This is a genomic window from Arthrobacter rhombi, from assembly GCF_039526245.1.
In the GTDB taxonomy this organism is placed as follows: domain Bacteria; phylum Actinomycetota; class Actinomycetes; order Actinomycetales; family Micrococcaceae; genus Arthrobacter_H; species Arthrobacter_H rhombi.
The window spans coordinates 1-26,577 of the sequence record NZ_BAAAIV010000020.1; the positions used below are offsets into that span (position 1 = coordinate 1).

Sequence of the window (26,577 nt, forward strand, 5' to 3'; positions counted from 1 at the left end):
CCATCAGTCCCATCAACCTTCGGAGCAGTCACGGTGTTATCACCCAGCACCGAAACGTTGTTCCCCTCCACGGCAATCGGAGCGAAGAACCAAGGAAGTGCCTGCGTTCCGCTTGCAATTCCACGGTCGCCAGAGTCTGACGGTGAGGACTCCGGAAGGTAGCCGACGTCAGTCGCCCCTCCCCCAACAACGGTGTTCGTTGAGGCATTGTCGCCAAAGACGGAGAACGTGTTTCCGTCGACGGAGATTGGGACAAGGAATCCTGCGCCCGCTTGGTTCCCACTGATAACTCCGGTGTCACCCGAGGTAGTTCCTGGGACTGGCATCGCTGGCAGGATGCTGTCCCTGCCACCACGGGTCACCGTGTTTTGTGCAGCATTGTCACCGAACACCGAGAACGAGTTCCCGCTGATGCTGACTGGCACTGCCTTCAGAGCGCCGGCTTGATTGCCGCTACCAATTCCGTCATCACCCGGGGTCGACACCGGGGAACCGTGGTTCGCACCATTGCTGTCTCCGTCTCCACGGGCCACAGTGTTCTGTGCAACATTGTCGCCGAACACCGAGAACGAGTTCCCGCTGACGTTCACGGGGAAGATCTCCTGAAGGCCAACTTGATTGCCTCCAACGACCCCTCGACCACCAGTAGTGGAAACCGGAACGCGCGGAGCTGAGACCACGTGGTCACCAACCGTGCTGGTTACGGTGTTGCGGGACTTGTTGTCCCCGAACACCGAGAACGTATTCCCATCGGCACTCACCGGCACCGAAGCCTCGGCACCAATCTGGTTCCCACCGAGAAGACCATCGTCACCCGACGTCGAAACAGCACCCCGGTCGGAACCGGAACCATCACGCCCGTCACGGACCACCGTGTTCTTGGCATCGTTGTCACCAAAAACAGACACCGTGTTTCCATCGGCATTCACCGGCACGGTCCCACGGACACCACCCTGGTTCCCACTGCCCAAACCAGCATCACCCGAGGTCTTCACCGGCACACCCTGATCGGCACCGGCCACGGAGCCAGCACCCTTCACCACGGTGTTTTCAGCAGCATTGTCGCCGAACACCGAGAACGTATTCCCCTCGGCATCCACCGAGTAGGTCTCCTCGAGACCCACCTGGTTTCCACCGACGACGCCTCGATCACCCGAAGTCGATACCGGAGCGCCGTGACCCTCACGGACCACCGTGTTCTTCGTATCGTTGTCACCAAAAACAGACGCCGTGTTCCCACTGGCATGGACCGGCACGCTCTTCTGCACGCCAACCTGGTTGCCATTGCCAACACCGTCATCACCCGAGGTCGAAGCGTTTCCGCCCCGAGCCGGACCACTGACCGATGAGCCATCACGCTCGACGGTATTGCGGGACTTGTTGTCCCCGAACACCGAGAACGTGTTCCCCTCGGCACTCACCGGCACCGAAGCCTCGGCACCAACCTGGTTCCCACCGATCAGACCATCGTCACCCGACGTCGAAACAGCACCCCGGTCGGAACCGGGACCATCACGCCCGTCACGGACCACCGTGTTCCTGGCATCGTTGTCACCAAAAACAGACACCGTGTTTCCATCGGCATTCACCGGCACGGTCCCACGGACACCACCCTGGTTCCCACTGCCCAAACCAGCATCACCCGAGGTCTTCACCGGCACGCCCCGATCGGCACCGGCGCCTTCTCGATCGTCGCGGCCGACCATGTTCTCAGTGGTGTTGTTTCCCACCAGAGAGATAGTGTTTCCGCTGACGTCAACCGGGTAGGTCTCCTCGAGACCCACCTGGTTTCCGGCGGCGAGGCCGTGGTCGCCAGACGACTTTGCAGCCCCTGATTCAGCGGATGCGGCATCATGACGGTCACTTCTCGTGACCTCGTTTTTCGTGTCGTTGTTGCCGATGAGGGAGATGGTGTTGCCACTTGCCCTCACGGGGACGGACTTCTTGGCACCAACTTGATTGCCACTCGCTGCACCGTGCTTGCCGGACGTCGAGGCCTTCGGGCTCTTCCCGGTGGCTCCGGCGTCGTGCTTTTGATCCTTGACCGTGTTCCGGGTCTTGTTGTCGCCGATCACCGAAACGGTATTGCCGCTGACCTCCACCGGCGCGGACGCCTTGGCACCGGCCTGGTTACCGCTACCTGAACTGTCGTCGCCGGAGGTGGTCGCCGAAGCTCCCCGCTCGTGATGATCGGTGGAGTTCTCGGTGTCGTTGTCGCCGATCACCGAAACGGTGTTTCCACTGACGTCAACGGGCGCCGATGCCTTGGCACCGGCTTGGTTTCCGCTGGCGACGGCGCGTTTCCCGGAAGTCGATGCCTTTGCATTGCCATCCGAGGCATCGTCCGCCGGGCCATGGTCCCCGACCGTATTGCGGGTCTTGTTGTCGCCAATTACCGACACGGTGTTACCGCTGGCCTTGACGGGAACGGCCGCTTTCAGCGCAGCTTGGGTTCCGCTGAGGATTCCCCTTTTGCCGGAGGTGGAGGCCGAAGCCGGCTTGTCCGACGATGATTCTGCCTTGTCTTTCAGTGACTTGACGTCATCGGAAAGGTGCTTGGCAACGATCTTCCGGACGGCGGTGTCGTGAGTCGCGGTCTGGTGGACCTGCGATGTGGCGCTGGACTGTATTCCGGAGAGCAGTCCATCGTCGCTTGGTGATTGCGCGGCGGATGCCGCACCCGTGCCGAGGACGATGAGTCCTCCGGCGAAGAGGGCACTGTAGAGCCCCCGCTGTACACACTTACGCATGAGATTCTCCTGATTGATCTATGTGTCGGCGTCTTGGCGCCAATTGGCCGTCAGCGGTTCCGAAAGGACCGCGAGGCCTGATCAATCAGGAGAGGAGCCGGGATCGCTTGCCGCGTCGAGGGGCGAACGGGTGTCAACCCCGTGGGCACTGATGGACTCGATCGGCAGGTGAAGCCGGAAGACCTGGTGTTCAAGGGCGGCGGCGGAGGCTTGCCATCCACCGCCGGCAGCGGCTGCGTTGCCGGAAGTCTGTGCAGGAACCGGAGCCGGCCAGGGCTTCGGGGTCGTCGATCCGTGGTCGCCGTCAGTGGTGCCAGCCGTCGGAGAGCTGTGAACGAAGGCCTGCGGAGCAGTGGACACGACGACCGGCTCGTCGAGGGCGGTGTCCACGCCGGGAGTGCCCGGCGATGGAGCCTTCTTCTGGTGGTGGGCGATTGGCTGGCTATTGTGGCGGACCGTCGATGTGGCCTGCGCGGGCGCGGGGTCCGATGCGGGCGAAATCGACGCCGGCCGACGGGGCGTGTCAGCCTGCGGTCGGCTGGCGGTGTCGCCGGTCGTGGGCAGAAGGCCGGTGGCCGCCTTCTGGACCGCCGTATCCGTGGTGTCGGCTACCGCGTCCACGGTACCGAGTACCGGTTCGGTGGCTCCGACGATGGGGGCAGCGATCCTGGCGACCGGGGCAGTGACCGGCTGGACAACAGCATCGACGGTGCCGTCGACGAGTTCGGCAAGGGGCTTCGTTGTGCGCGTCAGCAACTGCTTCGGCAGCACTTTGTCCACGATCGGAACGCTCGCCACCGTTTCATCCAAAACCGTCGTCACCGACGTCAAGGTCTCTTTCACCGGAGGCTCAGCAACGATGGCGGGTGCAGAGCGCACGACCCCGGTCACCGCTTTCAGCGCTGACGCTTCCGAGCTTCCCGTCAGGGCCCTGCTACTCCCGCGTATCAGTGTGGATGGGGCCTCGACCAACGTCTCGACGGTCGTGCCGAGATCGGCGGATTCTTCTCCCTGCTTACCCCGAAGACCGCTGGCGCCTTCAGTCCGGGTTGCAGAGCCGCGGACCTGCTTCGCTGCCCCACTCGTGCCGTGGGCAGTGTTGTGGGGAATCCGACTCTTCGCTTCTTCGTCCGGTTCCGAGCCGGATTCGTGTCCCTCCCCCATGGAGCGGTGGGCCTCTTGGGTAACCTCGTGCAGGTCCGCCTTTGCCTCGGCAGCGACTGATTCCATTTCAAGCTGCATCTGCGAGGTCTTGCCCGGAGCAGGTGTCTTCGTCGACGTGCTCTTGTGGGGCCGGTCCTCGCGGCCGGACGGAACGTGTCGGGCCTGCGCTGCGGCCATTGATGTGCGGAGTTCCCGGAGGTCTGCCTGCCGCGCTTCCTCGAAACGTTGGTGCCCCTCCTGCGCCTTCCGGGTCGCGGCTGCCATCTCCTGGCGAACCTCCTCCGCCTGGGCCCGCTGTGCCTGGCGCAGATTTTCCGCAGACCGCCTTGCTTCACGGGAAGTGTTATCAAGTTCCTGGCGGATGGCCCTCGCCGATGTCCGTAGCGATCGGGTGGTCTCCTGGCGGTGAGCCCGCAGGTCTGCGGTTGCTTTCGCGGCTGCGCCGTCCGCCGTCTTCCCCTGCTGGGCCCTCGAGGTCGCCCCATCCCTGGAAGCGATGCCTCTGCCGCCGTGGCCGGCACCTTGAGCCGACGAACCGCGCGCGTCTTCAATCCGGCTCTGCTGGGATTGGTTCCCGTTCCCTTGACGGTGCCGGGACGGCTGTTCTTTGGTAGATGACGCCGACTGCTGGCTCTGCCGTCCGGATGACGCTTGGCTGGCCTCTGGCTGGGGACGGTCCTGTTGGATGATGTCCCCGTGTCCAACGGGGGTCTCACTGGCAGTGGCGCTGGTGATGCCGAACAGAAGGAGACCGAGAAGGCCAAGTCCGAGACCGAAGCAGACGCGGAGGGCTGAAGCGAACGGACGCGTTCCATTTTCCACGATCGCCACCTCCCCAGATTGGCTCTACGACCTAGTCAACCATTCACCTCATCGCGTGTAAACACTACGCAGAAAGCGTTACGCGCTATTTCCCTGGAGGTCACCGCGAGGCCACCGCCGACAGTACTTGTTAGCCACGTCATACGCCCCGTATAGTGTGTTCCAGATCTCGTGTTCGATAATCGAATGTTGAATTCAACTATAGAACACCCTCAAATGACCAGTACACGAAGAAGTGAGGACCCACCGTGCAGTTCCACCACCACGGATACGTTTCCGGCGACCCGCGCGTCCAGCCCGTTGCCGGAGTCGGCATCGACCGCCCCGAGGAGCTGCCCGAGGAAGTCGACGTGCTCATTGTCGGCTCCGGCCCGGCAGGCATGCTGACCGCAGCCCAGCTCTCCCGGTTCCCGGGTATCACCACCCGCCTGGTCGAACGTCGCGGCGGCCGGCTGGAAATCGGGCAGGCGGACGGCATCCAGGCCCGCTCCGTGGAGACCTTCCAGGCGTTCGGATTCGCCGAGGCCATCACCGCCGAGGCATATTGGATCACCGAGATGGCGTTCTGGCGCCCGGACACGGAGAATCCCACCCACATCGCCCGCGGCGGCCGCGCCAAGGACGACGAGACCGGCATCAGCGAGTTCAAGCACCTGATCGTCAACCAGGCCCGCGTGCTGGACTACTTCGCCGAGGTCGCCAGGAACTCCCCCACCCGCCTCACCCCCGACTACGGCTGGGACTTCCAGGGGCTCGAGGTCACCGACGAGGGCGACTACCCGGTCAAGGTCACGCTCGTGCGCAGTGCCGGACCCGATGAGGGCACCACCCGGCTCGTCCATGCGAAATATGTCGTCGGCTGCGACGGCGCCCGTTCCCAGGTCCGCGCCTCCATCGGCTGCACCATGGCCGGCGAGCAGGCCAAGCACGCGTGGGGTGTCATGGATGTCCTCGCCAAGACCGACTTCCCGGACATCCGCACCAAGTGCGCCATCCAGTCGCACGACGGCGGTTCCATCCTGCTCATCCCCCGCGAGGGCGGACACCTCTTCCGCATGTACGTCGACCTCGGCGTCGTGCCGGAGAACGACAACGGCCAGGTCCGCAAGACCACCATCGAGCAGATTATCGCCAAGGCCAACGCCATCATGAACCCGTACACCGTCGAGGTGCGCAACGTCGCCTGGCACAGTGTCTACGAGGTCGGCCACCGGCTGACCGACCGGTTCGACGACGTCCTCCCGGAGAACATCGGCAGCCAGACCCCGCGCGTGTTCATCACCGGCGACGCCTGCCACACCCACTCGGCCAAGGCCGGCCAGGGCATGAACGTCTCCATGCAGGATGGCTTCAACATCGGCTGGAAGCTCGCCCATGTGCTCGAGGGCCGCAGCCCCGAGGAGCTGCTCTCCACCTACTCGGCCGAACGCCAGGTCGTGGCCAAGAACCTCATCGACTTCGACAAGGAATGGTCCACGATGATGGCCAAGAAGCCCGAGGAGTTCGACAGCCCCTCGGACCTCGAGGACTTCTACGTGCGCACCGCCGAGTTCCCTGCGGGCTTCATGACCGAATACACCCCGTCGCTGATCACCGCCGAGGCCAGGCACCAGGACCTGGCCACCGGCTTCACCATCGGCAAGCGCTTCAAGTCCGCCAAGGCAGCCCGCGTCTGCGACACCAACCCCCTGCAGCTCGGCCACCAGGCCGAAGCCGACGGACGCTGGCGCATCTACGTCTTCGCCGATCCGGCCGCCGCCGGCTCCGCCTCCCCCACCACGGACCTCGCCCAATGGCTGGCCACCGCACCGGATTCCCCGCTCGCCGCCACCCCCGAGGGGGACGACCACGATGCCTGGTTTGATGCGAAGGTCATCTACCAGCAGCCGCACGAGGAGATCGACATCAACGCCGTCCCCGCGGTGTTCCGCCCGGAGGTCGGCCCGTTCAAGCTGACGAACCTCGAGAAGATCTTCGGCACCGTCCCCGGCGCCGACATCTTCGACGAGCGCGGCCTGAGCCGCGACGGCGTCGTCGTCGTGGTCCGCCCGGACCAGTACGTGGCCAACGTCCTGCCACTGACCGCCACCGACGAGCTCGCCGCATTCTTCGCACCACTGCTCACGGGGAAGCGGAAGCAGCAGGCGTAGTACCCAGCTCCAGACATGCGTGAGGCCGGGCCCCTACGGGGATCCGGCCTCAACCACGCTTGCCCCGAAGGTCACCTCCATTCGAGGAGCTCTTGCAACGCGATCTGGGCGTCCTGCCAATCATCTTCCGTCACACCCAGCTGCTCCGGACGGTACGCCGAAAGCGCTTTGAGCAGTTGGCGGATGCGCCGGGGACCACTCCCGAACATCTTCGGCCCCTTGGTCGATTCCGACAGCAGGATCGCCAGGCTCACGGAGTCTTGGAGATGCCGAAGTCGATCCCGCGAATCGATCCGATACGCGTCGGCCTTGAGCATGAGAGCACCGACGACGTCCGGGCAGGAAATGCTTGACCTGCCGTGTTCATGCACGATGTCGAACTGCACTGTTCGGCGCAGCGCGTTGGTCCCTCCCGACGCCCGGACGACGCCAAGCGATGGAAACTTCCTGATCAGGGATGGAGCAGCATGATCAGCAATCAGGAAGTCGATGACATCATTGCCCCGAACATATCGATGCAGGGGCTGCCGTCGTCCGAGGGAGAGCTGCGGTGAATAGTTGATTTTTACCAGGCCTTCGTGGAGAACGGACAGGCTGTTCCCCGGCAGCTCCACGTGGATCAAGGTGTCCACGTCGAAGGTGGGCCGTGGGGGTGTCACGCCGGCGGCGATGCAGTGCAGCTGGACCATCAGCCCTCCCACGAGTGTCCAATGCCGGGAAGGGACAGCGTCTGCCAACTCGAAGGCATTCGGCCACGGAGGCATCCACACGTCACCCGGCACGGAAATAGTCCGCACACACCGCTCAGTGGACATGATGCAAATACTCCTCGAGTACGTTCCGGCCAGCCCCACGCTCCCGAACATCATCGGAATCCATCAGGTCCAGGGCAACCAAAACATCGGTCCCGATCGCCCTCTTCATGTGGGCCTCCTCGGCCAGGCGGATCACCACATTTCCCCCCGCATCCGGCCGCAAGGGAACAGTGGACAGCAAATCCTCCAAACGCCCGGTCCAGTACCCCTCAATGCGGGATTCACTGCGGACTCCTGCCAGGCCAAACCGCGCGGCCCTGGAGGCGGCGGCCACGGCCATCACTCCGCTCGGCTCGATCAGCCCGGCCAACCGCGTGGATGCACGTGGGCTGGCGTGAAACCGTCTGACCGCGCTTCGTTGCCGTGCCAGTCGGTGGAACTCTGCAGCGTCCAGAGCCTGGATCTTGGCTGCCAGCCGGGAGCGCCGCGGCTGGTCGATGATTTCGGTCCTCATACCCGACAACATTTCTATGGCCGCCCATGCCGTCGCCGCAGACCACACCCGACCGATTTTTCGGTCCTCTCGCTGCATTCGATACACGCCAGCTGGTTCAAACGCCAGCGAAGCCCCGATTTTTGCCGACGGCAGCCGACCGGACGACGCCAACCGGCGCACTGCCGCAGGCGCCATGCCCAGCACCTTGGCGACCTCGTTGGTTGTCAGCAAATCCATGTGTCAATGGTAGCGCAGCAAATACAATAGATACATACCCCCTGGGGCCCACAGGCGGCCGCCGGACTACTCATCCCCCACTGGGGATTGGCCCATGCGGCCTATGGATACGCGTCATTCGTCGCCCTACTGGCCACCTTGGCGCTCTTGCTCCAGTCCCGGGCGCGGGTCGCCGGTGGATGCCGGTCCTTTGACCGTCGAAGCCCCCCGCGGGAGAAGCTGCCGGCCCCTGAACCCGTCAGGCTGGTTTCGGGGTTCCGGCACGCTCAGCCAGCAGTTCGTCGCAGGTCACCAACCGGACCATCGGTGACAGCAGCCCCATCATCGCCAGTGCGCCCTCATGCGCTGCATCGTCCTGACCGGCACACGCATCGGTGACGACGGTGGCGAAACGGCCTGCGTCGACCGCGGCCAGCACGGTCGAGAGCACACAGCAGTCGGTGGCGACACCGGCGACAATCAGTTCACCACCGACCGGAACCTGCTGCGCCATGGCCTCACCCCACTTGCCGAACGTGGGCAGATCAAGGGTGGCACCGCCGTCGTACCCGGGGCAGACCAGATCCCACACGGGGTCCTGCGGGGGCAGACGCATCTGGTCCCAGCGTTCGTAGTAGGCGCCCCACGATCCGGGTTCAGCCGGATCGGGGACGAAGCGGGTGAACAGCGGGTCGCCCATCGCCTCGATCAGCTCGGCGATCCGGGCTGCCGCGGCGTCGAAACGCGGCACATGCCACTGCCCCTCCTGGCGGAAGGCCTGCTGCAGGTCGATGACGACCAGCTGCGCGCCCCCGCTCCCCCGCGTCGCCATGGGCTAGGCCTCCGTGGTGGCCCGCAGTGATTCGCGCCGGGAGAGCCGCGGCAGCCGGTAGGTCGCCAGGTAGACGATCGCGGCGATGGCGGCACCGACGTAGAAGGTCAGGTCGCCCAGCTGCGGGTTGGCCGCGGCGACGGGGCCGGTGTAGACAGCGGAGATCCAGAACGGGGTGGAGCCGAGCACGCCGGCGGCCCAGGCGATGAAGCCCCATTCGACCTTGCGTGACTTGTCGAAGAGCTCGCGCAGTCCCCGTTCGCTGCGGCGGTTCCCCAGGATGTAGTCGCAGATCAGCACCATCACGTACGGTGCCACGAAGTAGGCGGTGAGGTTGAGGAACACGGTGAAACCGTCGTTGAACCCGGTCTGGCCCCACAGCGCGACCAGGTAGGAGGCCGCGCAGATGAACACGACGGCGGTGTGCCGCTTCACGGGCACGCCCATGGTCTGGATGGAGATGGCCCCGCCGTAGACGTTCAGGAAGTTCTGGGTGAAGGAGGACAGGGCGACGATCCCCATGCCGACGATCGCCCAGGGGCCCATGAGCTCCTTGAGGGCCCCGATGGCGTCGTCCGTCGTGGCCGTGGCTCCGAGCAGGACACCCAGGATGCCCATCCAGGAGAGCGTGACGAAGTTGCCGAGCATGGTGAATACACCGGCACCGCGCCGGTTGGCCGACGTGTTGGGCAGGTAGCGGGAGTAGTCGGAGGCGAAGGGCATCCACGCGATGATGAAGGACATGAAGTAGCCGAAGAAGATCACCCAGCCGCCGATGCCGGCGAACCCCTCGGCGGATTCGTTGACGCTGTTGATCACTTCGCCCTTGGCCAGGGCGACGACGGTGATGAACACGAAGCCGGCGAAGAGGACGATCGAGAGCACGCGCTGCAGGAAATGGATGAGGTTGTACCCCATCACCGCAACGACGAGCTGCAGCAGCATCAGGATCAACGCGGACGCCCAGAATGGCATGCCCGACAGCAGGGCGATGGCCTGCCCGCCGAGGATGACCGTCACCGCGGCCCAGCCAACGCCGGCGAAGACGTTGACGTAGGCGACCGGCAGCAGGTTGCCGATGAAACCCAGCGGTCCGCGGGCCTGCATCTGCTGGGGAACGCCCAGTCGGACACCCATGCCCGAGAGATAACCCATGACGGTGGCTGCGATGACCCCGGCCACCAGGATCGCCAGGGCGGCGGACCAGAACGGCAGCCCGAAGTAGGTGGCGCTGAACCCCAGGACGACGATCGGGAAGTTCATGCCCGCGGCGAACCACAGGAAGAACTGAGACGACGGCTTGCCATGGCGCTCGACATCGGGGATGTGCTCGATGCCGTAGGGCTCGATCTTCGTCAGGCTATTGCGGTATCCGCGGTCCTGGGCGATGGAGTCCTCGGCCTGGGGCACGCGGGTGCTGGCGCTGGTCATAGTTGTTCCTCGAGTTCAGGGGGCTGCGCTGCTTCCCCGGTCGACTCCGCGGGAAGGACGCGGAAGGGAGGGGACATGAACGGCGTGGGTGCCAGAGATGAAGAACAGCGGCAACCAACCTATCGCGGCGGTGGTGACGTCCCGCCCCCAGAGCCGATAGTGTGATCGATCTGTCAGCACTTCGCCCCCGGGTGAGACCATCGCTTCACCGGTCGACCCCTGGCGGGGTTGGCCTTTCGACGTGCCTCGCTCAGCCGGTGACGGCGGCACGGAGCTTCGCCGCAATATAGAGGTATGTCTCGCGGGCCCGGACGTCGTCGTCCATGTCGTAGCCATGATCCGCGCCGGGGATCTCCCGGTAGTCCACGAGCGCGCCGACGGTCTCGAGGCGGTCGGCGTAGCGTCGTGCCTCGTCCCGGAGGATGTCGTGCTCGGCGGCGATGATGACTGCGGGTGCCATGCCGGTCAGGTCGGAGGTGTCCGCGGGACCGGCCGGTGAGGCCAGCCGGTCACGGCGCCGGGCAGGGTCCGGCACGTAGGCCGTGTCGAAGACCTGCCCCATCCAAGGCCGGAGCATCGGTTTCGCCTTGGTCGACCGCTTGCTGGCTGTGGGGGTGGACAGGTCGAGGGCCGCATAGTGCAGGACCTGCAGGGCAATGGACGGCCCGTTTCGTTCCAGCGCCTGCCGGGAGACGGCGGCGGCCAGCGCACCTCCGGCACTTTGACCGCCGATGGTCAGACGCGTTCCATCCCACCCCCCTTCCTGCCCATGGGCCGCAACCCACCGGACGATGTCATACGCCTGCTGCGGCGGGTGCGGGAAGCGGTGCTGGGGTGCCACCACGTAGTCCACATTGACCACCGTTGATCCGCTGGTCGCCGCGAGCGTCCTGCAGAGCACGTCATCCAGCTCGGTCGTGTCCAGGACGAATCCGCCCCCGTGGAAGTTCACGTGCACCGGGGCGACGCCGGAACACCCGGCGGCTCGGTAGACGGTCGCCCGCGCCGGACCGAGCGGGGTGGGGATCGACGTCTCAGTGGTGTCCGCCGTGAATTCAGGGAGCCGGACCGCGGCCTCGGCTTCGATCTTCCGGACACCCACCCGGGTCAGCGCCTGCAACGCGCGTGCGGCGGTGTCGGCCACGAACGGCCGGGAGAAGAAGGACATCTGGTTCCGATCGATAGACGGGGGCGGGGTGGCCATGCTCATCAGCGTTCGGCGAGCGACGGGGGAACTCCCGCGGATGAGGTGAGGATACCCCGCAACCAATTCCTGGGTTGGAGCATATGAGAGGGTCGATAGATGACACGCACTCGCCGACTGGCGGTGGGGCTCCTGGCCGGGGGCGCGTTGGTGTCCGGCCTAGGCGCCTGTTCCTCACCGTCGACACCCACCCCGGAGGAGACCTCACAGTCTTCCTCGCAACTCAACGACACGTTCACTTCGCTCATGCCACGACTGGTGGGGTCGCTCTCAGACGGAGCCTCGATGAAGTACCAGCGCGTGCGTGAAGAGTCGTGCGGCCGCCCCGACGAAGGCGAACCGGCGGCCAAGACCGCCTGGATCGGCTGGGCGAGCGGAAAGGTCACCAGCCACGCCGCGGTCAACCGTGCGCTCACGGGGATGGACACCTACCTTCGCAGCGACGTCTGGGAGAAGAAGCGGGAGGTCGCCGAAGCCGACAACCACCCGTCAATCGCCAGGGCTCTCTACTACCACCGCGATGGCCTCGACCTGACGGCGGAAGTCCAGCGCACCGGTAATGGGCTTGCCATGGATCTGAACCTCGAGTCGCCCTGTACGGACCAGCCGAGCGGACACCAGTTGGAACACTCGCGGTTGGACCCCGATGGCGGGACGAAAGGCAAAGCCCCCGAGGGTTCGGAGTAGCCGTGCCGCGTGGGGCTGGCGCTACCCGGCGTCCGGGTCGGTGCGCGCAATCGTCCCGTCCAGGGCCTCCCCGATGTTCTCCATCGTCTCTGCATAGGCTGCACCCAGGTCGATGCCCAGCCGGTCGGCGATGACGAAGTTCCACCACACCGACTCCGCGAGCTTGTGCTTGAGTTCGGTCTCGACGTCCCCGTCGATGTCCCAGATGCCGTCGTTGGCCAGGATCAGGCGTCCGAGGTAGCCGACGTCGTTGGAGAATCCCAGCATCATTTCGTGCAGAGACCACGTCTTGCCGTTGAAGCGCTGTTCGAGGATCTCGTATTTGGCGCGGACGGCAAGCGCCCGCTCACGTGCTTCGTCCAGGGGAGATGCAGAGGTCATGGTGAGCCTTCCCGGAACCAGGGTCCCGACGTCGTACCAGGTGGTGGGTTTCGGTCAGCTTGCGGTGCGCCGCCGAACGATCTCGTTGATCCAGATCGGGGCGAACGGGGACGTGCAGTTCGGCGGCGTCGGGTAGTCCTTCAGCACCTCGAGCCGTTCGCCGATGTCCAGGGCCCGGGGGCGGTACTCCTCGTGCTCAATACCGATGGTGGCCAGCGTCTGGTTCATCGCCCACTGCAGCCGCTCCGGCGCATCCTTCATCTGCGCCTCGATCGTGTCCAGGAGGCCCGGAAGGTCCAAACCCTCGGGCTTCTTCGCCACCCGGTCGCTGGTCAAGGCCCAGCCGGCGCTCGCGACCACGGGGTCCGGGTCGTCCATCCAGACCACCCGCAGGTTCTCGACGTTCGCGTTCTTCTTGACGACGTAATTGACGAGCCAGTCTTGCACTTTCGGCGCACGGGACTGGCGCAGCATCGAGTCTAGTTCACCGCCGTCGAATTCTTTCGGCTTGCAGATCAGCAGGGCCAACAAGCGTGCGGCGGTGTCATCCGTGGTCCACAGTTCCCGCGCGAGCGGCTGCTGGGTCTTCAGCCGCTTGGCGATGGAGCGCAGCTTGGAGAGATTCACCCCATGGTCGTCGCCGTGGCGCTCGTTGACCGCCCGCATTTTCGGGTTCTCGAGGTCGGCCAATTCGGCCATCACGTCGTTGACTAGTTGCTGGCTCATGGTCTCCTCCGGGGGGCCTGCTCGGAGATCCCAGCTTATGTCCTGGGCGTCCGGGCGGGGAGAAGTCCCCATGGACTTTTGGAACAAGCACCTGAGGAGGTCAAGGGGTACACGGTCGACGGGGTTCGGCCGCACCGCTACGACTTTTTGGGGAAAGCCATCGCCTACAAGATCGACGCCGGAGCCCTGCACGCCATCCTCATCCACGTGGCCGCAGACGGTGAATCGCTGCGCTTGGCTGCCAAGGACACGCGGACTGACGGCGACACAACCCAGGACAGCTTCGGGACGGCAACGACCGTCAAGGCGGCCTTCGACCGCTTTTGGGGCCCCCGGGACGACGTCGGCCAGCGTGCCGCCAGCCTGGTGTACCGCAAGGCAACTGCCGTGTCCGACGCTGCGGCAGAATTGATCGAGGCCGACGGAGCCATGTCCGACGCGGCGTCCACTGCCTTGGGCCGCGTTCCCGCCGATTACTCCCCGCCGCCCATCTGGCAAGATCCCCCCGGCACCTCACCGTTCAACTTCGGGAGCTGACGCAGATGGAAGATATCGGGACATTCCCGGACATCGATGTTCCCTGGGACGAGCTGGAAAATGCGGCCACCGACATGAGCACAGGTTCCGGGAACACCAAGAGCTACCTCGACGACGCACAAGCTGCCTGGAAACGGCTCCATGGCGCCTACAGCCACGACGAAACCCAGGCCACCGTCTACGCTGCACTCGATGAACTCACCACACCGGTCAGCGATTGGAAGGACGCGGTGAAGAGCGCGAAGACCGCGATCAGTGATTTCGTGGCCACCGGCAGGAAACTGCAAAAAGAATCCGAAGCCCTGGGGGCCTCCTGCCGGGCCTGAAGTCCAAGGTAACAGCGGATCCGGAAGGCGAAGACAGCGGAACCACCAACGAGCTGACTGAATTCAACAGCCGGGCACGTGCCTTGCGCACGGATTGGAGCACGGCGCAGTCCACCGCCGTCGAGGCCCTGGATGCCGTCACCACCGGAACCGGAGGTTCCTTGCCGATGGAGGCTGCGCTGGGCGGACCGTCCCTTCCCACTGTGACGTGGGCTGATTTCACGGCCGGCCTCGACGAGGACTTCGGTGCCGTGGACCCGGTGGATCTGTTGCCGTCCTTGCGTGGGCTCTCCACCGACGAGTTGCGTGCATGGGCCGACGCCAACCCGGAGGCCTCGAAGGTGCTCGCCAACAACAAGCTCATGGGCCCCTTCCTCCCCGGGACGCCGGAAGCAACCATGGCCGCAGCGATGCCCAACGATTCCCATACCGCACAGTGGGGCATCGATCGTGTCCGCGAAGGATGGCTGGACCTGGATGCCAAGGACCAGGAAAAGCTGCTCCTGCTTTATCCGGGCGTGTTCGGCAACCTGAACGGTGTCCCCATGGCCAACCGGGCGAAGGCCAACATCATCACCGTCGCCGGCAATCGGGAGCAGACCCGCGAGCAACTGGAGGACTACCCGCCGGAACCACAACGCAGCGACTACAGCCGGGACACCTCTGGCGGCCGGGGCAGCATCTTGGGCGATCGGGGAACCAGCGAATTCATCGGGGATCATGCGGCTTGGCTGGCAGAAAAGCGCCGTTTGGAAACCGTGGCCCAGGGACTCGACTACGCCATGGACCATGACACCCAGGTCGTCCTCATTTCCACGGAAGGCGACGGCCGGGTCGTCGCCATGAACGGCACGCCCTCCTCCTCGACCAACAATGTCTCGACGTTGATTCCCGGTACGGGTGCAGACCTCGGCGAATTGGGTTCGTATACCGATCGGCTGGACGCCATCGATGGCAAACAAGACTCCAGCCGGGTCTCGTTCTATTGGCAAGGGGCGGATCTCCCCGACGAACTCGACGACAATCTCACCAGCAAATACAACGACGACGGCGGCCCGAGTCTGGCGGCTTTCGACTACGCCGTCGATGCGGAAGTTCCGGAGTCCGCCCGCACCTCCTACGTGGGCTACAGTGCAGGGGCGCCGTTGTTGGGTACTGCTGAGCGCCAGGGGTTGGACTCCACCAACATCATCTACGTGGCCCCCGCGGGCATCGGACACGATGTCGGCAGCCCGGACGACACGGACAACGAGAATGCCCACCGCTACTGGGTCCAAACCCGCGACGATCCAATCCAGATCGCCCAGGACTTCGGCGGCGGATTCCACGGCCCTTCCTTCATCCAGGGGAGCAACCCCGCCCTCCAGATGGGCGCGACCCGGTTGGAAACGGGCTTCGTTGACCCTGATGATCCGGAATCCCTGATGTCCGGCCACACCGACTACTTCGGTCCGCGATCGACAGCGGCGATGAACATCGCCGGCATCATTGACGGCACCAGGGTCAGTCGTTATGTGCCCGATATGGTGGGCATGGGCCCCGGAGGCCAAAGTTATTCGCCCGTGGAAAAGTATCCCGAGAGGTATTCGAGTGAGAACTTCGAGATGACAGACGTCACCAGTCTGGAGGATGAGTGAAGCGCCACCGTGTCCCCTTTTCCGTGACAACCTCCGTTGCCGCCGTGTTGATCCTGACCCCACTACTTGGAGGTTGTTCCATGAGTACGACGCCGGATCCCGCAGAGGCTTCAAAGACCTCATCAGCCCTCGGAGAACAGCTCGGAACGGTGGTCACGGCGCTCGTCGAGGAAACCGGTGAAGGCGCAGAAGTCGAAATCGACGATGTCCGGGAGATCACGTGCCTGCGCCCGGAGGACGACGCCCCGCAAACCAAGACCCGCTGGATCGGCCAGGTCACCGGGCCCATTGCCAGCACAGCTTCCGCCAACGCGGCCTTGGACCGCATCGACCGGCGTATGAAGGAGCTGAAGTGGGAGAAGGACAAGGAGGTTTCCGAACCGGCAGATGGCACCCGTCGGCTTTCCTTCCACCAGGGAGAGCTGCTGGCCACTGCCGAAATCACTGACGCCCCTCCGCATCATTCACTGGAGATCTTCGTCAGATCACGCTGCACCGACCAACCGGTCGAACACCAGATGCAACGGTCCGAGCTAGACCCGGACTATGGCAAGAACAGCCAGTACTACGACGACTGGAAGTGACCAGCCACCCTCAGAGAGGACGTTCCGATGCCCCGCAACCTCCGCGAGGGCCAACGCTGCGAAGTATGGACCGCCTCCGCGGCCACCGGCGAGCGCGAGCTCGTTTTCGCGACGGACCGTCTGCTGCTCGAGGCACCGAACTGGACGGGGGACGGCCACAACCTGGTCCTCAACGGCGCTGGCCACCTGTGGACGCTGGGTCTCACCGACCGACGGCTGGCCCAGATCCCGCTCACTGGGGTCCCCGACCTCAACAATGACCACGTCCTGGCACCCGACGGCGAGCACATCTACCTTTCGGCGGCCGACGGCCAGCTGTACCGGGCCAGTCTGGGCGGCGGCCCCGCCACCCGCATCACCGCCGATGATGGCTGGGCGCATTTCCTGCACGGCGTGAGCCCGGACGGCATCACCCTGGCCTATGTGGGGATCGAGGCCGGCGATTTTTCCCGCCCCGGACGGTTGGCGACCCTGCCCGCCCACGGTGGTTCGCCGTCGTACATCGATACCGGCACCGGGCACTGCGATGGGCCCGAGTACTCCCCCCACGGCGAGTGGATCCTGCTGAACACCGAGGCTTTCACCACCGCGCCCGGCCACGCCCAGCTTGCGCGGATCCGCCCGGACGGCACCGGTATGGAACGACTGGTCGCCAGCGACACCGTCGACTGGTTCCCACATCCCTCCCCCGACGGCCACCTGGCCACCTACCTGCGTTTCCCGTCCGGAACGCTCGGCCATCCTGCAGATCTGGACGTGGAGCTGGTCCTGGTCACCACTGCGGACTGGACGACGCCGGTGCGCACCTTCGCGCTGTTCGGCGGGCAGGGCACGCTGAATGTGAACAGCTGGGCGCCGGGCTCCGACCAGTTCGCCTATGTCACGTATCCGTTCAGCCCCGCGTGATCCCGTCGGCCCGCAGCTGCCGGAGGATCAGCTGCGTGAACACGTCGTCAGCGGTTTCCGTTCGCCCGGCGTTTCCACGCGGTGCTGGAATATCCAGCCGCGCCACACGTTATGCCCAGTGGAAGCCACCGGCCAGGTCCACTGGACCTGCCGGGTCACCTGCGGCACCCTCACCGGTGCAGAAGGAGCGTCACATGTCAGAAGAACGCGTAGTCATCCTCGGCGGACACGGCAAGATCGCCCTGCTCGCCGCCCCGAAACTCTCCGACGCCGGGTACGCCGTCGAATCCGTCATCCGCAACCCAGAGCAGTCAGGTGACATCGAAGCGGCAGGCGGCACCGCCGTCGTGCTCGATATCGAAACCGCCAGCGTGGACGAACTCGCCCAGACGTTCACCGGAGCCACGGCCGTCGTGTTCTCCGCCGGTGCCGGCGGCGGGAGCCCCGAGCGCACCCGCGCCGTCGACTTCGAGGCAGCCGTCCGCGCAATGACCGCAGCGGAACAGGCAGGGGTGGCGCGCTTCGTCATCGTCTCCTACTCGCGCGCCTCGGTGGACATCGAGAACCTGGACCCGGAGAACTCGTTCTACCCCTACGCGCAGGCCAAGCACGACGCCGATGAGCACCTGCGCGGCACCGGGCTCGACTACACGATCCTGGGCCCGGGCATCCTGACCCTGGAACCGGCCACCGGCACCATCCAGCTCGTCGACAACCACGGCCGGATCGACGGCCGCGCCCCCGAGGGCCAGGAGTCCAACACGTCACGCGAGAACGTCGCAGCGGTCATCACCCACGTCATCGCAGCGAACGCCGCGGTCCGCCAGACCGTCAACTTCTACGACGGCGACACCGCGATCGCCGACGCACTGGCCTAGGCTCCCGGACGCCGGGCTGCACCGTCCCTCCGGGGCGGTGCGGCCCCTACTTCCTGGCGGTCACCCAGATCGGGATGGTGCCGCGGACCACGACGGTCCCGTCGCGCAGCTGTGCGCTGACCTTCACGTCGACCTGGAACGGCGTGGCGTGCTCCCAATCGGCGGGCTCGGTGGCGGCGATGCAGCGGACGTCGCCGGGGACCTTCGCCAGGTAGTCCAGCGTGATGCCCTTCGGGATCCACCGCATCCCCGGCGCCACGGTCGCCTCCGCGAGCAGGCCCATGGCCGCCTCGAGGCCGTTCGCGATGGCGATGGCGTGCAGCGTGCCGAGGTGGTTGTGCAGCGCGCGCCGCTTCCTGAGTTGGACCACGGCCCGGTGCGGGCCCATCTCGATGATGCGCGGACGCACCGAGCGGAAGTACGGCACCTTGAACATGTAGGCCGCGGAGAAGATCTGTCGGCCGAACGGCCAGGCCGCAACTTTTTGGTAGAGCTCATAGGTCGATGCCATACCGGCGATGCTACGTCCCCGGCCCGGTGATTGACACTGCCGACGCCCGGCGGGATGGTGAAAGGGACGGCGCGACCCCCGCCGCCATGGGCCCACTCGGAGGATCCCCGCCATGCCCGCTGCACCCCGCCTGTCCATCCACGACATCGACCCGAAGGCCTACCAGCCGATGATCGCGCTGGAGAAGTACGTCCACGCCGGCAATCTCGGCGAGGACCTGCTGGCCCTGGTCAAGATCCGCGCCTCACAGATCAACGGCTGCGCCTACTGCCTGGACATGCACGGCCGCGAGGCCCGCGCCGCCGGCGTGGACGAGCGCCGCCTCGACGTCTTGGCCGGCTGGCAGGAGGCACCCGACCTGTATTCGCCACGCGAGCAGGCGGCGCTCACTCTCGCCGAGGAAGTCACGCTCATCGGTGAAGGCGGCGTCTCCGACGAGACCTGGGCCCAGGCCGCCGCGGAGTTCGGCGAGCAGGACCTCGTCGTGCTCATCATGGCCATCTGCGCCATCAACGCATGGAACCGGATGGCCATCGCCACCCGCCAACCGCTGCCCGAGCTGCCGGCCGGCGGGGAAGCCGCGGCATCATGAGCGCCGGGACCCTCAGCGCTGCGTTGGAACGCGAACACCGCGCGATCGACGGCGGTATCGAGGCGTTCACCTCCGGCGCCACCACCGGCGAGTACGACGACGCTTCCCTGCTGCGCGCACTCTCGGCCCTGCGCCGGCACATCTACCTCGAGGAGGCCTTCCTCTTCCCGCCCCTGCGCGACGCCGGATTGATGATGCCGATCATGGTCATGGAACGCGAACATGGTGCCCTGTGGGACCTGATGGACACCCTCACCGACCAGCACGACGGCGGTGCCACACCTGCCGAACTCGTCTCCACCTGCACCGAGCTGCTGACGCTGCTGGACGCACACAACGCGAAGGAGGAGCCGATCATCTACCCGCAGGCAGACACCGCGCTGGACGCCGGAACCACCGCCGACCTGCAGGAGTTCATTGCCTCCGGTACCACCCCCGAGGGGTGGGTCTGCGCCCGCGCCGGCGCCTAGCGCAGCGCCTTCTGTCCCGGGCACTGCTTCGTCACGATGCGTTCCATGGCATCGTGCTCGGCCCGGGTGGTCCACAGCCCGTATTTTGCCTTCACCGCGGCTTGCCGCGCCACATACGCACAACGGAACGCCTTGCGCGGCGGCAGCCAAGTCGCCGCATCGCCGTCGCCCTTGGAAGCGTTGGTCGGACCATCAACGGCCAGGAGATTCAGCGGGTCGTTGGCCAGGTCCACCCGTTCGTCGGCGCCCAACTGCTGGGCCCCCTTCTGCCAGGCATCGGACAAGGCCACGACGTGGTCGATCTGCACCGCGTTGCTGGTCCCCTGCCCACGGACGAAGTCGATGAAGGAACCGGTATAGGGATCGTTGAGGATGCCGGAGGTGATCACGCACCCTTGGGTCCCCGGCCGGGCCACCACCGCAGTGAGGTCACGGCGCAGGATGTCGTTGCGCGCGTCGCAGCCGTTGCGGTCCGGATCCTTCCACCCGGATCCGAAGTTCGACCGCTCGTATCCCGTCTTCGGTGCGCGCCCCTTGACCTGGAGGGTGGCCAGCTGGGCCAGGACGGTTCCCGCTACCGGCGCGTGCGGGCGCTTCGGTGTGGACGGTTTGGCCGGCCGAGTCGGCTTGGCCCGCTTGGCCGGCCGGCGCGACGGGGACTGCGCCGAAGCCGGAGCAGACGTTGCCACCGGGGCCTCGGCATCCCCCGAGGGGACGACGGCAGCAGTCGTCGCAGGTGCAGTGGGGGCCTCGGACCACACCACGAGGGGGCCCCGCTTCGGCGTTTCCGTCGAGATGATGATCGGCCCAGCCTGCGGCGGGCCATCGGGTGCTCCGCACCCCGCGAGTCCCAGCAGGACGCCGCCGGCCAGCGCAACGGCCAACCACCGCCTACCGCCGACCGCTACCTCACGTGGCGAGGGGAAGACTATTCGCAACCGACGCCGTCTCCATCACGATCGAGCTTGCGGCTGTATCCCGGGTCGCCGACATGGATGGGATCCGCACCGGCCGCACGCACTGCCGTGCAGTTCTTGTAGAACGTCGAGGTGGATGCGGCCTTCTTCGGCACAGCCTTTTTCGGCGCCGCCGGGGGTGCAACGAAGCTGTTCTTCCGGGCAACCGCTGCCTGCTTGGCAGCTCGTTTTTCGGCGTTCCGCGCAGCTTGCGCGGCCGCCTCCTTACGGGCACTGGCCTGGCGCGCGGCTTTCTTGGCCTGGGCTTGCGCGGTGGCCTTCTTTTCAGCGGCTACCTTTCGCGCTTCGGCCTTTTGCGCATCGGCTTTCTTCTGCGCGGCTGCTGCCTGGCGGGCCTTGGCTTCAGCCGCAGCCTTGTCCTTCGCGGCCTTCGCCTGGGCGGACTTCTCGGCCTGGGCCTGCTGCGCAGCCTGTTCGGAAGCGCGGGCCGCGGCAGCGGCCTCCGCCTTCTCGTGGTCCACCGCGGCGACCCAGACGAACGCACCGCCGTCGTTCGCATCGCAATAGTTGCTCTCGCCGTCCTGCGTCATGACCAGCTCGTCGCCGTCACAGGCCTGGCCCACGAAACTGGCCAGTTCCGGTGCGGCGGTCGCGGCAGGGGTTTCCTGCGCAGCGGCATCGGCAGCTGGCGTGGTGGCGGTCTCGGGGGTGTCCACGAAGAAGGTGGCGACGATCATCAGGGCCAACGCCCCGCCGGCGACACCTGCTGCTGCCTTGCGATGCGGGATCCGGGCCCACCGCGCGCGTCCCATCAGCAGCACGACCAGCGCAAAGAGGAAAGCCAGCACAGTCAGGAAAATGATGAGTGCTGGTGCCAGGATCAACAGGATGACCAGGACGACGGCGGCCACGGCAAGCGTGATCCACCACCGAAGTCCGCGGGTCGATTTTCGGGCAGGCTGAGGCCCCCATGGTGAAGTCACGATTGTCCCCCAAGACGATGAATCGAATAGATACCCCCAGAGTAGCGGGGATACTTGAAGCTTTCACGTCTTTGTCGTAACGATCAGGCCCCGTTCCCCGCATGCCCACCCAGGGGAAGGGCCGGGCACCCCTTCCACGTGACGTATCGACGTGATGGGTGGCCCGGCCCGATGCCCGCCGTACGGGCGTGCTGCCTACAAGGACTTCATCGAGTCCAACAGGTCCTGCGCGCCATCGGCCATGTCCTGCAAGGAGGCGTCGTCGATTTCCATGCCCTGGGCCTGCATCTGCACCTGGAGTCCATTGTCGGAGACCATCACGGTGGCGCCGGGGATCTTCTGCCCCTTGACCTCGGTTTTGGTGATCACGGCCAACTTTCCGGGAGCCGACACGTCCACGTCCTTCAACGTCGAGTTCACTTTCACGGTCAGGCCCATCGTCTTCATCGTCATTTTTTCGCAGCCGTCGAAGGCGTCGATGCTCTTCTTGAACGCTTCGTTGGCCTGCGCCGCATCCTTGGCGGAACCTGCAGTCACCGTCACCAACTGTGAGGGGTTTTTCGGGTTGGCCACCATTGCCACGGCCAGGTTGCTCTTCTTCAACTCGGCCTCGACGTCGATGCCATTAGCGATTCCACATTTGGCTGGGGTGAATTCGGCGTCGCTCACCACCGCTCCCGCGGCTCCAGCCTGGGCCTGCAATTCCTTGCTGCCGAAGACCTGGGCCTTGTCCTCCGGGTCAAAGTACCCGGCGACGACCTTCTTGAGCTGGGCATTCGTCAGCGCAGCCCCAGCAGCGGCGGGCGACGAAGCGGCCTGGCTGGGCGAAGCCGCGGGACTCGAGGAGGCCGACGAGCTGGACTGTGTCGACGGGGCAGCCGAGGCTGCGTCGGCGTTCTCCGCCGGGGCGTCGTTCGATCCGCCACAGGCGGTCAGCATCAGACCAGCTGCCAAGGGCAGGGCAAGCCACAGGGACTTCTTCTTCATGGTTTCCTCCGGGTGTCTACGAGTGATGGAGCCAGCCGGCTAAAGCCCCCCGCCCCTACGGAAACGCTGTTGCCCCCGCAGGGATAAACCTGCCCGATGGATGATGCTCCACACGAGTTCCTGCGCCCCTCCCCCGCGAGCGACAACAACCAGCCTGACGAGACGTTTCCACGGGCGGCTTTGTTTTGAATGGACACCAGGCTGATAGGCGGCCATCAAGAAAGTTCGACTGCCACCCTGTTGATTTGTTGTCACGTGAGGCTACTATTTCTTCAGCGCGCCAGTTCGGCCGCCTCGCACGGCACGGTTTCATGCGGCACGGCGAACACTTCGCACCACAAATTTGGGGGAAACTTGCATACTTCAACGCGCAAAAAACTCGGCTGGCTTGCGGCTGGCTCCGCCATTTCACTCGCGGCCGGGGCAATCGGTCTGCCCGCCGCCTCGGCAGCACCGCGCCAGCTCGACGTCACCGGCTTCACCATCAAGGACATGGTCTTCTCGTCCTCCAGTTGCCAATACAACAACGTCACCGTCAGGGGCAAGGTAGCGGGTTCGGTAACGGACTTCTACATCGACGCCGACGTAACGCGCTCCGGCGCACTCGTTGACTGGGCGATTTTCGATGACAGCGACGCCAAGGATCGACTCTTCATCTGTGACACCGACGGACTCGGCGCATACAAAGTCGGGCCATCCGAAGTCTCGGGATTCACCTCCGACTACGACTACTTCGACTACACGGACTACTCGGCCACAACCTTTTACGTCCGCGGCAAGACCCGGTCCGGCCTGTCGTCAAGCCGCAAGGGAAAAGTGGTCACGCTCAACTTGTCAGCCAGCTACTTCAATCCGGCGGCCTCGAAGTATTCCGCCCTCAACGCCAAGGGCGTCAAGATCCAGCGCAAGACCTCAAAGGGTTGGGTGACCATCAAGACGGTCAACCTCTCGAAGGGCAAGTCCAGCTTCAAGTACACCCAGAAGGCCAAAGCCAGCTATCGGGCCGTCATTTCCCAGACCTCCAAGACCACGGCGGCCACCAGCACCACCGTCAAGCGGTAGCTCGATGATTGCCGCCGGGCGCGGGGGTTGAAGGCGAAGACCGGCCTTCGCCCTCATTCCTCACCAAGAGCGGGGTAACCGCCGGGACTACTCTCCGAGGTCAACAACCTCGAACTCGAGCAATCCCATGCCGGTGGCGACCGGCGCGCCCTTCGAGTGATCGTGCGGGGCGCGCTGGTCGCGCCAGTTTTCGAAGTCCTCACGCGTGGCCCACTGGGTGTAGACGAAGTAGCGGTCCTCGCCGGCGACCGGGCGCAGAAGCTGGAACCCCTCGAATCCGGGCTGGCCGTCCACGGAGTGCTTGCGGGCTGCGAAACGCTTCTCGAGTTCTGAACCCACCTCGACGGGAACCTGCAGGGCGTTGATGACGACGACGGACACGGTGCTCCTTCCGGGCCCGGCACCTCCGGGCCACTCACCCTTCCAAGCTATCGCAGCCCGGCCCCCGCTGGCCGTCGATCTCGTCACGGTCGCGGCCAGCCCAGGGACTATGGGACGTCGGGCGCCAGGGACTCGATCAGCGCCACCACGCGGGAACGGATCCCGTCACGGATGGGACGGACCGCCTCCAGTCCCTGCCCCGCGGGATCCTCCAATTCCCAGTCCTCGTAGCGTTTGCCGGGGAAGATCGGGCAGGTGTCCCCGCACCCCATGGTGATCACGACGTCGGATTCCCTCACGGCGTCGACGGTGAGGACCTTCGGAGTCTCGGCGGACAGGTCGATACCCTCCTCGGCCATCGCGGCGACCGCTGCCGGGTTCACCGCCTCAGCCGGTGCGGATCCTGCGGAACGGACGTCGATGGACCCACCGGACAGCGCGGTGAGGTAGGCGGCGGCCATCTGCGAGCGTCCTGCATTGTGGACGCAGACGAACAGGACTGTCGGCTTCCCAGGGGTTCCGGCGGTGCTCATGGGTTCATGCTCCTCGTGGAAGATGGCAGATCGGCGCTCTCGGTGGCGAAGAAGCGACGGCGGGACCACAGGGCAACATAGACCAGTGCCACCAGGACGGGGACCTCGATCAGCGGCCCGACCACTCCGGCGAGCGCCTGCCCGGAGGTGACACCGAAGGTGCCGATGGCCACGGCGATGGCCAACTCGAAGTTGTTCCCCGCAGCGGTGAAGGCCAACGTCGTCGTCTTCGCGTACCCCAGCCGCAGGAGTCGCCCGAGCACCATGCCCACACCGAACACGACGACGAAGTAGGCCAGCAGCGGCAGGGCGATGCGCACGACGTCCAGCGGCCGCGACGTGATGGTCCCACCCTGCAGGGCAAAGAGCAGGACGATGGTGAAGAGCAGCCCATACAGCGCCCACGGTCCGATCCGCGGCAGGAACCGCTCCTCGTACCACTGGCGCCCCTTGGCCTTCTCCCCCAGGGTGCGGGTCAGGAATCCGGCCAGCAGCGGGATCCCGAGGAAGATCAGTACGGAGGCGGTGATCGCCCAGAAGGAGAAGTCTGCGCTGGTGGTCGGCAGCCCCAGCCAACCGGGCAGGACCTGCAGGTAGAACCAGCCGAGCGCCCCGAAGGCGATGACCTGGAAGACGGAGTTGATCAGGACCAGCACCGCGGCGGCCTCGCGATCCCCGCAGGCCAGGTCGTTCCAGATCATCACCATGGCGATGCATCTGGCGAGCCCCACGATGATCAGCCCGGTGCGGTATTCGGGCAGGTCGGGCAGGAAGATCCAGGCCAGCGCGAACATGAAGGCCGGGGCGGCGATCCAGTTGATGAGCAGCGAGGTAACCAGCAGCCTGCGGTCCGCGACGACCCGGCGTGTCTGGTCATAGCGGACCTTGGCGAGCACCGGATACATCATCACCAGCAACCCCACGGCGATCGGCAAGGAGACCTCGCCGATCCTGACCGCATCCAGCGCCGTATCCAAGCCCGGCACGAACCGGCCGAGCAGCAAACCCGCGGCCATGGCGGCAATGATCCAGACGGGCAGGAAGCGGTCCAGCGTGGACAGCCGCCCGACGACGGCGGCCTCCGGTGGCTGCACGGAGGACGGGGTGCTGAGGTGGCTCACGGGGCGTGTGGCCTTTCGATGGATCGACGAGTATCGATTCATCAGTATCCGTGGATATATTGATGGATGTCAATGTAGATGGATAATGGTGCCCATGACCTCCCTCGACACCGCGGCCCCGGCCACCGACACGTCCTGCTGCATTCCCACGGCAGTGCCGGGACTCAGCGTGGACGAGGCCACCCGCAGGGCGAGGGTGTTCAAGGCCCTGTCGGACCCGAACCGCCTCCGGTTGCTGTCCATCGTCAGAGCCGTAAACGACGGCGAAGCCTGCGTCTGCGACCTGACCGAGCCTTTGGACCTCGGCCAGCCCACGGTTTCCCACCACCTCAAGGTCCTGGTCGAGGCCGGCCTGCTCCGTCGGGAGAAGCGCGGCACATGGGCGTACTACTCGCTGGTTCCGGGAGCCTTGGAGACAGCGTCCCGAAACATCCTGGCACTTTAGGCCCCGGTCACGCCGGCTGTCGCGCGCTGTCGGAGTCCAAGGGTTCCTCGCAGGGGACGGCGCCCCGGTCCCGCCTCGCCCCCGGGGAAGCGG

General features: G+C 65.5%; 28 protein-coding genes. 12 read left to right on the plus strand and 16 right to left on the minus strand.

The features are described from left to right. A partial coding sequence (locus ABD088_RS15185) for a beta strand repeat-containing protein (RefSeq protein ID WP_343902810.1) occupies nucleotides 1–2,750 on the minus strand: 2,750 nt, incomplete at its 3' end. An 81-nt stretch (nucleotides 2,751–2,831) separates the two neighbouring features. Continuing rightward, nucleotides 2,832–4,178: a hypothetical protein gene (locus ABD088_RS15190; protein ID WP_343902811.1), complete on the minus strand. Its 1,347-nt coding sequence runs from the start codon at nucleotides 4,176–4,178 to the stop codon at nucleotides 2,832–2,834. An 806-nt stretch (nucleotides 4,179–4,984) separates the two neighbouring features. Between ABD088_RS15190 and ABD088_RS15195 the strand changes: the two genes are divergently transcribed. Continuing rightward, on the plus strand, nucleotides 4,985–6,886 hold the full coding sequence (locus ABD088_RS15195; RefSeq protein ID WP_343902812.1) for an FAD-binding monooxygenase: 1,902 nt from the start codon (nucleotides 4,985–4,987) through the stop codon (nucleotides 6,884–6,886). 71 nt (nucleotides 6,887–6,957) lie between these two features. Here the strand turns inward: ABD088_RS15195 and ABD088_RS15200 are convergent, their stop codons facing one another. The 5 genes from ABD088_RS15200 to ABD088_RS15220 form a co-directional block, all read right to left on the minus strand. Further along, nucleotides 6,958–7,575: a hypothetical protein gene (locus tag ABD088_RS15200; RefSeq protein ID WP_343902813.1), complete on the minus strand. Its 618-nt coding sequence runs from the start codon at nucleotides 7,573–7,575 to the stop codon at nucleotides 6,958–6,960. Nucleotides 7,576–7,690: 115 nt separating this feature from the next. Further along, entirely contained in the window at nucleotides 7,691–8,374 is a 684-nt protein-coding gene (locus ABD088_RS15205) for a helix-turn-helix domain-containing protein (protein WP_343902814.1), read from the minus strand. A 238-nt stretch (nucleotides 8,375–8,612) separates the two neighbouring features. Then, nucleotides 8,613–9,185, minus strand: coding sequence for a cysteine hydrolase family protein (locus ABD088_RS15210; RefSeq protein ID WP_343902815.1), 573 nt, complete (start codon nucleotides 9,183–9,185; stop codon nucleotides 8,613–8,615). Between the two features lie 3 nt (nucleotides 9,186–9,188). Further along, nucleotides 9,189–10,616 (minus strand): purine-cytosine permease family protein, encoded by a 1,428-nt coding sequence (locus tag ABD088_RS15215; protein WP_343902816.1) that lies wholly within the window; start codon nucleotides 10,614–10,616, stop codon nucleotides 9,189–9,191. Between the two features lie 250 nt (nucleotides 10,617–10,866). After that, the gene (locus tag ABD088_RS15220) at nucleotides 10,867–11,820 is read right to left on the minus strand and encodes an alpha/beta hydrolase (protein ID WP_343902817.1); all 954 of its coding nucleotides are present in this window, start codon (nucleotides 11,818–11,820) and stop codon (nucleotides 10,867–10,869) included. Between the two features lie 99 nt (nucleotides 11,821–11,919). On the opposite strand from ABD088_RS15220, the gene ABD088_RS15225 reads away from it, so the two are divergent. Further along, a complete protein-coding gene (locus tag ABD088_RS15225; protein WP_343902818.1) occupies nucleotides 11,920–12,507 on the plus strand; it encodes a hypothetical protein in 588 nt (195 codons plus the stop codon). A gap of 21 nt (nucleotides 12,508–12,528) precedes the next feature. On the opposite strand, the gene ABD088_RS15230 is transcribed toward ABD088_RS15225, so the two are convergent. Together ABD088_RS15230 and ABD088_RS15235 are read right to left on the minus strand one after the other, a co-directional pair. Continuing rightward, nucleotides 12,529–12,888: a nucleoside triphosphate pyrophosphohydrolase family protein gene (locus ABD088_RS15230; protein ID WP_343902819.1), complete on the minus strand. Its 360-nt coding sequence runs from the start codon at nucleotides 12,886–12,888 to the stop codon at nucleotides 12,529–12,531. Between the two features lie 54 nt (nucleotides 12,889–12,942). Further along, nucleotides 12,943–13,614: a DNA alkylation repair protein gene (locus ABD088_RS15235; RefSeq protein WP_343902820.1), complete on the minus strand. Its 672-nt coding sequence runs from the start codon at nucleotides 13,612–13,614 to the stop codon at nucleotides 12,943–12,945. 78 nt (nucleotides 13,615–13,692) lie between these two features. Here ABD088_RS15235 and ABD088_RS15240 point away from each other — a divergent pair, with 78 nt between their 5' ends. From ABD088_RS15240 to ABD088_RS15265, 6 genes are all read left to right on the plus strand, one after another. Then, nucleotides 13,693–14,151, plus strand: a complete 459-nt coding sequence (locus ABD088_RS15240; protein ID WP_343902821.1) for a hypothetical protein — start codon at nucleotides 13,693–13,695, stop codon at nucleotides 14,149–14,151. A 5-nt stretch (nucleotides 14,152–14,156) separates the two neighbouring features. Continuing rightward, complete coding sequence (locus ABD088_RS15245; protein WP_343902822.1) at nucleotides 14,157–14,477, plus strand: hypothetical protein; 321 nt, start codon at nucleotides 14,157–14,159, stop codon at nucleotides 14,475–14,477. A gap of 83 nt (nucleotides 14,478–14,560) precedes the next feature. Next, a complete protein-coding gene (locus ABD088_RS15250; RefSeq protein ID WP_343902823.1) occupies nucleotides 14,561–16,114 on the plus strand; it encodes an alpha/beta hydrolase in 1,554 nt (517 codons plus the stop codon). Nucleotides 16,115–16,194: 80 nt separating this feature from the next. Continuing rightward, nucleotides 16,195–16,698 carry a hypothetical protein gene (locus ABD088_RS15255; protein ID WP_343902824.1) on the plus strand — a complete coding sequence of 168 codons (504 nt, stop codon included), beginning with the start codon at nucleotides 16,195–16,197 and terminating at the stop codon, nucleotides 16,696–16,698. 27 nt (nucleotides 16,699–16,725) lie between these two features. Continuing rightward, on the plus strand, nucleotides 16,726–17,604 hold the full coding sequence (locus ABD088_RS15260; RefSeq protein WP_343902825.1) for a TolB family protein: 879 nt from the start codon (nucleotides 16,726–16,728) through the stop codon (nucleotides 17,602–17,604). A gap of 194 nt (nucleotides 17,605–17,798) precedes the next feature. Continuing rightward, on the plus strand, nucleotides 17,799–18,482 hold the full coding sequence (locus ABD088_RS15265; RefSeq protein WP_343902826.1) for an SDR family oxidoreductase: 684 nt from the start codon (nucleotides 17,799–17,801) through the stop codon (nucleotides 18,480–18,482). Nucleotides 18,483–18,528: 46 nt separating this feature from the next. On the opposite strand, the gene ABD088_RS15270 is transcribed toward ABD088_RS15265, so the two are convergent. Continuing rightward, a complete protein-coding gene (locus ABD088_RS15270) occupies nucleotides 18,529–18,993 on the minus strand; it encodes a hotdog fold domain-containing protein (protein ID WP_343902827.1) in 465 nt (154 codons plus the stop codon). Nucleotides 18,994–19,105: 112 nt separating this feature from the next. On the opposite strand from ABD088_RS15270, the gene ABD088_RS15275 reads away from it, so the two are divergent. Further along, on the plus strand, nucleotides 19,106–19,585 hold the full coding sequence (locus tag ABD088_RS15275; RefSeq protein ID WP_343902828.1) for a carboxymuconolactone decarboxylase family protein: 480 nt from the start codon (nucleotides 19,106–19,108) through the stop codon (nucleotides 19,583–19,585). Then, nucleotides 19,582–20,055, plus strand: a complete 474-nt coding sequence (locus tag ABD088_RS15280; protein ID WP_343902829.1) for a hemerythrin domain-containing protein — start codon at nucleotides 19,582–19,584, stop codon at nucleotides 20,053–20,055. Before ABD088_RS15275 ends, ABD088_RS15280 begins: the two co-directional genes overlap by 4 nt. On the opposite strand, the gene ABD088_RS15285 is transcribed toward ABD088_RS15280, so the two are convergent. From ABD088_RS15285 to ABD088_RS15295, 3 genes are all read right to left on the minus strand, one after another. After that, entirely contained in the window at nucleotides 20,052–20,939 is an 888-nt protein-coding gene (locus ABD088_RS15285; RefSeq protein ID WP_343902830.1) for an HNH endonuclease family protein, read from the minus strand. The two genes, ABD088_RS15280 and ABD088_RS15285, sit on opposite strands and share 4 nt — an antisense overlap. 44 nt (nucleotides 20,940–20,983) lie before the next feature. Then, nucleotides 20,984–21,883 (minus strand): excalibur calcium-binding domain-containing protein, encoded by a 900-nt coding sequence (locus tag ABD088_RS15290; RefSeq protein WP_343902831.1) that lies wholly within the window; start codon nucleotides 21,881–21,883, stop codon nucleotides 20,984–20,986. Nucleotides 21,884–22,150: 267 nt separating this feature from the next. Then, complete coding sequence (locus ABD088_RS15295; RefSeq protein WP_343902832.1) at nucleotides 22,151–22,942, minus strand: hypothetical protein; 792 nt, start codon at nucleotides 22,940–22,942, stop codon at nucleotides 22,151–22,153. Nucleotides 22,943–23,296: 354 nt separating this feature from the next. Here ABD088_RS15295 and ABD088_RS15300 point away from each other — a divergent pair, with 354 nt between their 5' ends. Then, nucleotides 23,297–24,004 carry a hypothetical protein gene (locus ABD088_RS15300; RefSeq protein ID WP_343902833.1) on the plus strand — a complete coding sequence of 236 codons (708 nt, stop codon included), beginning with the start codon at nucleotides 23,297–23,299 and terminating at the stop codon, nucleotides 24,002–24,004. 87 nt (nucleotides 24,005–24,091) lie between these two features. Here ABD088_RS15300 and ABD088_RS15305 read toward each other — a convergent pair whose 3' ends face one another. The 3 genes from ABD088_RS15305 to arsB all read right to left on the minus strand — a co-directional run bounded on the left by ABD088_RS15305 (nucleotide 24,092) and on the right by arsB (nucleotide 26,039). Then, nucleotides 24,092–24,385, minus strand: coding sequence for an antibiotic biosynthesis monooxygenase family protein (locus tag ABD088_RS15305; RefSeq protein WP_343902834.1), 294 nt, complete (start codon nucleotides 24,383–24,385; stop codon nucleotides 24,092–24,094). A 107-nt stretch (nucleotides 24,386–24,492) separates the two neighbouring features. Then, the gene (locus tag ABD088_RS15310) at nucleotides 24,493–24,918 is read right to left on the minus strand and encodes an arsenate reductase ArsC (RefSeq protein ID WP_343902835.1); all 426 of its coding nucleotides are present in this window, start codon (nucleotides 24,916–24,918) and stop codon (nucleotides 24,493–24,495) included. Beyond that, on the minus strand, nucleotides 24,915–26,039 hold the full coding sequence (arsB, locus tag ABD088_RS15315; protein WP_343902836.1) for an ACR3 family arsenite efflux transporter: 1,125 nt from the start codon (nucleotides 26,037–26,039) through the stop codon (nucleotides 24,915–24,917). Before arsB ends, ABD088_RS15310 begins: the two co-directional genes overlap by 4 nt. A gap of 94 nt (nucleotides 26,040–26,133) precedes the next feature. Here arsB and ABD088_RS15320 point away from each other — a divergent pair, with 94 nt between their 5' ends. After that, nucleotides 26,134–26,484: an ArsR/SmtB family transcription factor gene (locus tag ABD088_RS15320; RefSeq protein ID WP_343902837.1), complete on the plus strand. Its 351-nt coding sequence runs from the start codon at nucleotides 26,134–26,136 to the stop codon at nucleotides 26,482–26,484. Nucleotides 26,485–26,577 lie beyond the last annotated feature (93 nt).

Bases quoted from the DNA above. Each gene is read 5' to 3' on its own strand.
- ABD088_RS15225 (WP_343902818.1), top strand. From the start codon at position 11,920: ATGACACGCACTCGCCGACTGGCGGTGGGGCTCCTGGCCGGGGGCGCG.
- ABD088_RS15275 (WP_343902828.1), top strand. From the start codon at position 19,106: ATGCCCGCTGCACCCCGCCTGTCCATCCACGACATCGACCCGAAGGCC.
- ABD088_RS15295 (WP_343902832.1), bottom strand. From the start codon at position 22,942: ATGAAGAAGAAGTCCCTGTGGCTTGCCCTGCCCTTGGCAGCTGGTCTG.
- ABD088_RS15235 (WP_343902820.1), bottom strand. From the start codon at position 13,614: ATGAGCCAGCAACTAGTCAACGACGTGATGGCCGAATTGGCCGACCTC.
- ABD088_RS15215 (WP_343902816.1), bottom strand. From the start codon at position 10,616: ATGACCAGCGCCAGCACCCGCGTGCCCCAGGCCGAGGACTCCATCGCC.
- ABD088_RS15200 (WP_343902813.1), bottom strand. From the start codon at position 7,575: ATGGTCCAGCTGCACTGCATCGCCGCCGGCGTGACACCCCCACGGCCC.
- ABD088_RS15205 (WP_343902814.1), bottom strand. From the start codon at position 8,374: ATGGATTTGCTGACAACCAACGAGGTCGCCAAGGTGCTGGGCATGGCG.
- ABD088_RS15220 (WP_343902817.1), bottom strand. From the start codon at position 11,820: ATGGCCACCCCGCCCCCGTCTATCGATCGGAACCAGATGTCCTTCTTC.
- ABD088_RS15320 (WP_343902837.1), top strand. From the start codon at position 26,134: ATGACCTCCCTCGACACCGCGGCCCCGGCCACCGACACGTCCTGCTGC.
- ABD088_RS15280 (WP_343902829.1), top strand. From the start codon at position 19,582: ATGAGCGCCGGGACCCTCAGCGCTGCGTTGGAACGCGAACACCGCGCG.
- ABD088_RS15255 (WP_343902824.1), top strand. From the start codon at position 16,195: ATGAGTACGACGCCGGATCCCGCAGAGGCTTCAAAGACCTCATCAGCC.
- ABD088_RS15265 (WP_343902826.1), top strand. From the start codon at position 17,799: ATGTCAGAAGAACGCGTAGTCATCCTCGGCGGACACGGCAAGATCGCC.
- ABD088_RS15245 (WP_343902822.1), top strand. From the start codon at position 14,157: ATGGAAGATATCGGGACATTCCCGGACATCGATGTTCCCTGGGACGAG.
- ABD088_RS15210 (WP_343902815.1), bottom strand. From the start codon at position 9,185: ATGGCGACGCGGGGGAGCGGGGGCGCGCAGCTGGTCGTCATCGACCTG.
- ABD088_RS15230 (WP_343902819.1), bottom strand. From the start codon at position 12,888: ATGACCTCTGCATCTCCCCTGGACGAAGCACGTGAGCGGGCGCTTGCC.
- ABD088_RS15190 (WP_343902811.1), bottom strand. From the start codon at position 4,178: ATGGCAGCCGCGACCCGGAAGGCGCAGGAGGGGCACCAACGTTTCGAG.
- ABD088_RS15270 (WP_343902827.1), bottom strand. From the start codon at position 18,993: ATGGCATCGACCTATGAGCTCTACCAAAAAGTTGCGGCCTGGCCGTTC.
- ABD088_RS15260 (WP_343902825.1), top strand. From the start codon at position 16,726: ATGCCCCGCAACCTCCGCGAGGGCCAACGCTGCGAAGTATGGACCGCC.
- ABD088_RS15310 (WP_343902835.1), bottom strand. From the start codon at position 24,918: ATGAGCACCGCCGGAACCCCTGGGAAGCCGACAGTCCTGTTCGTCTGC.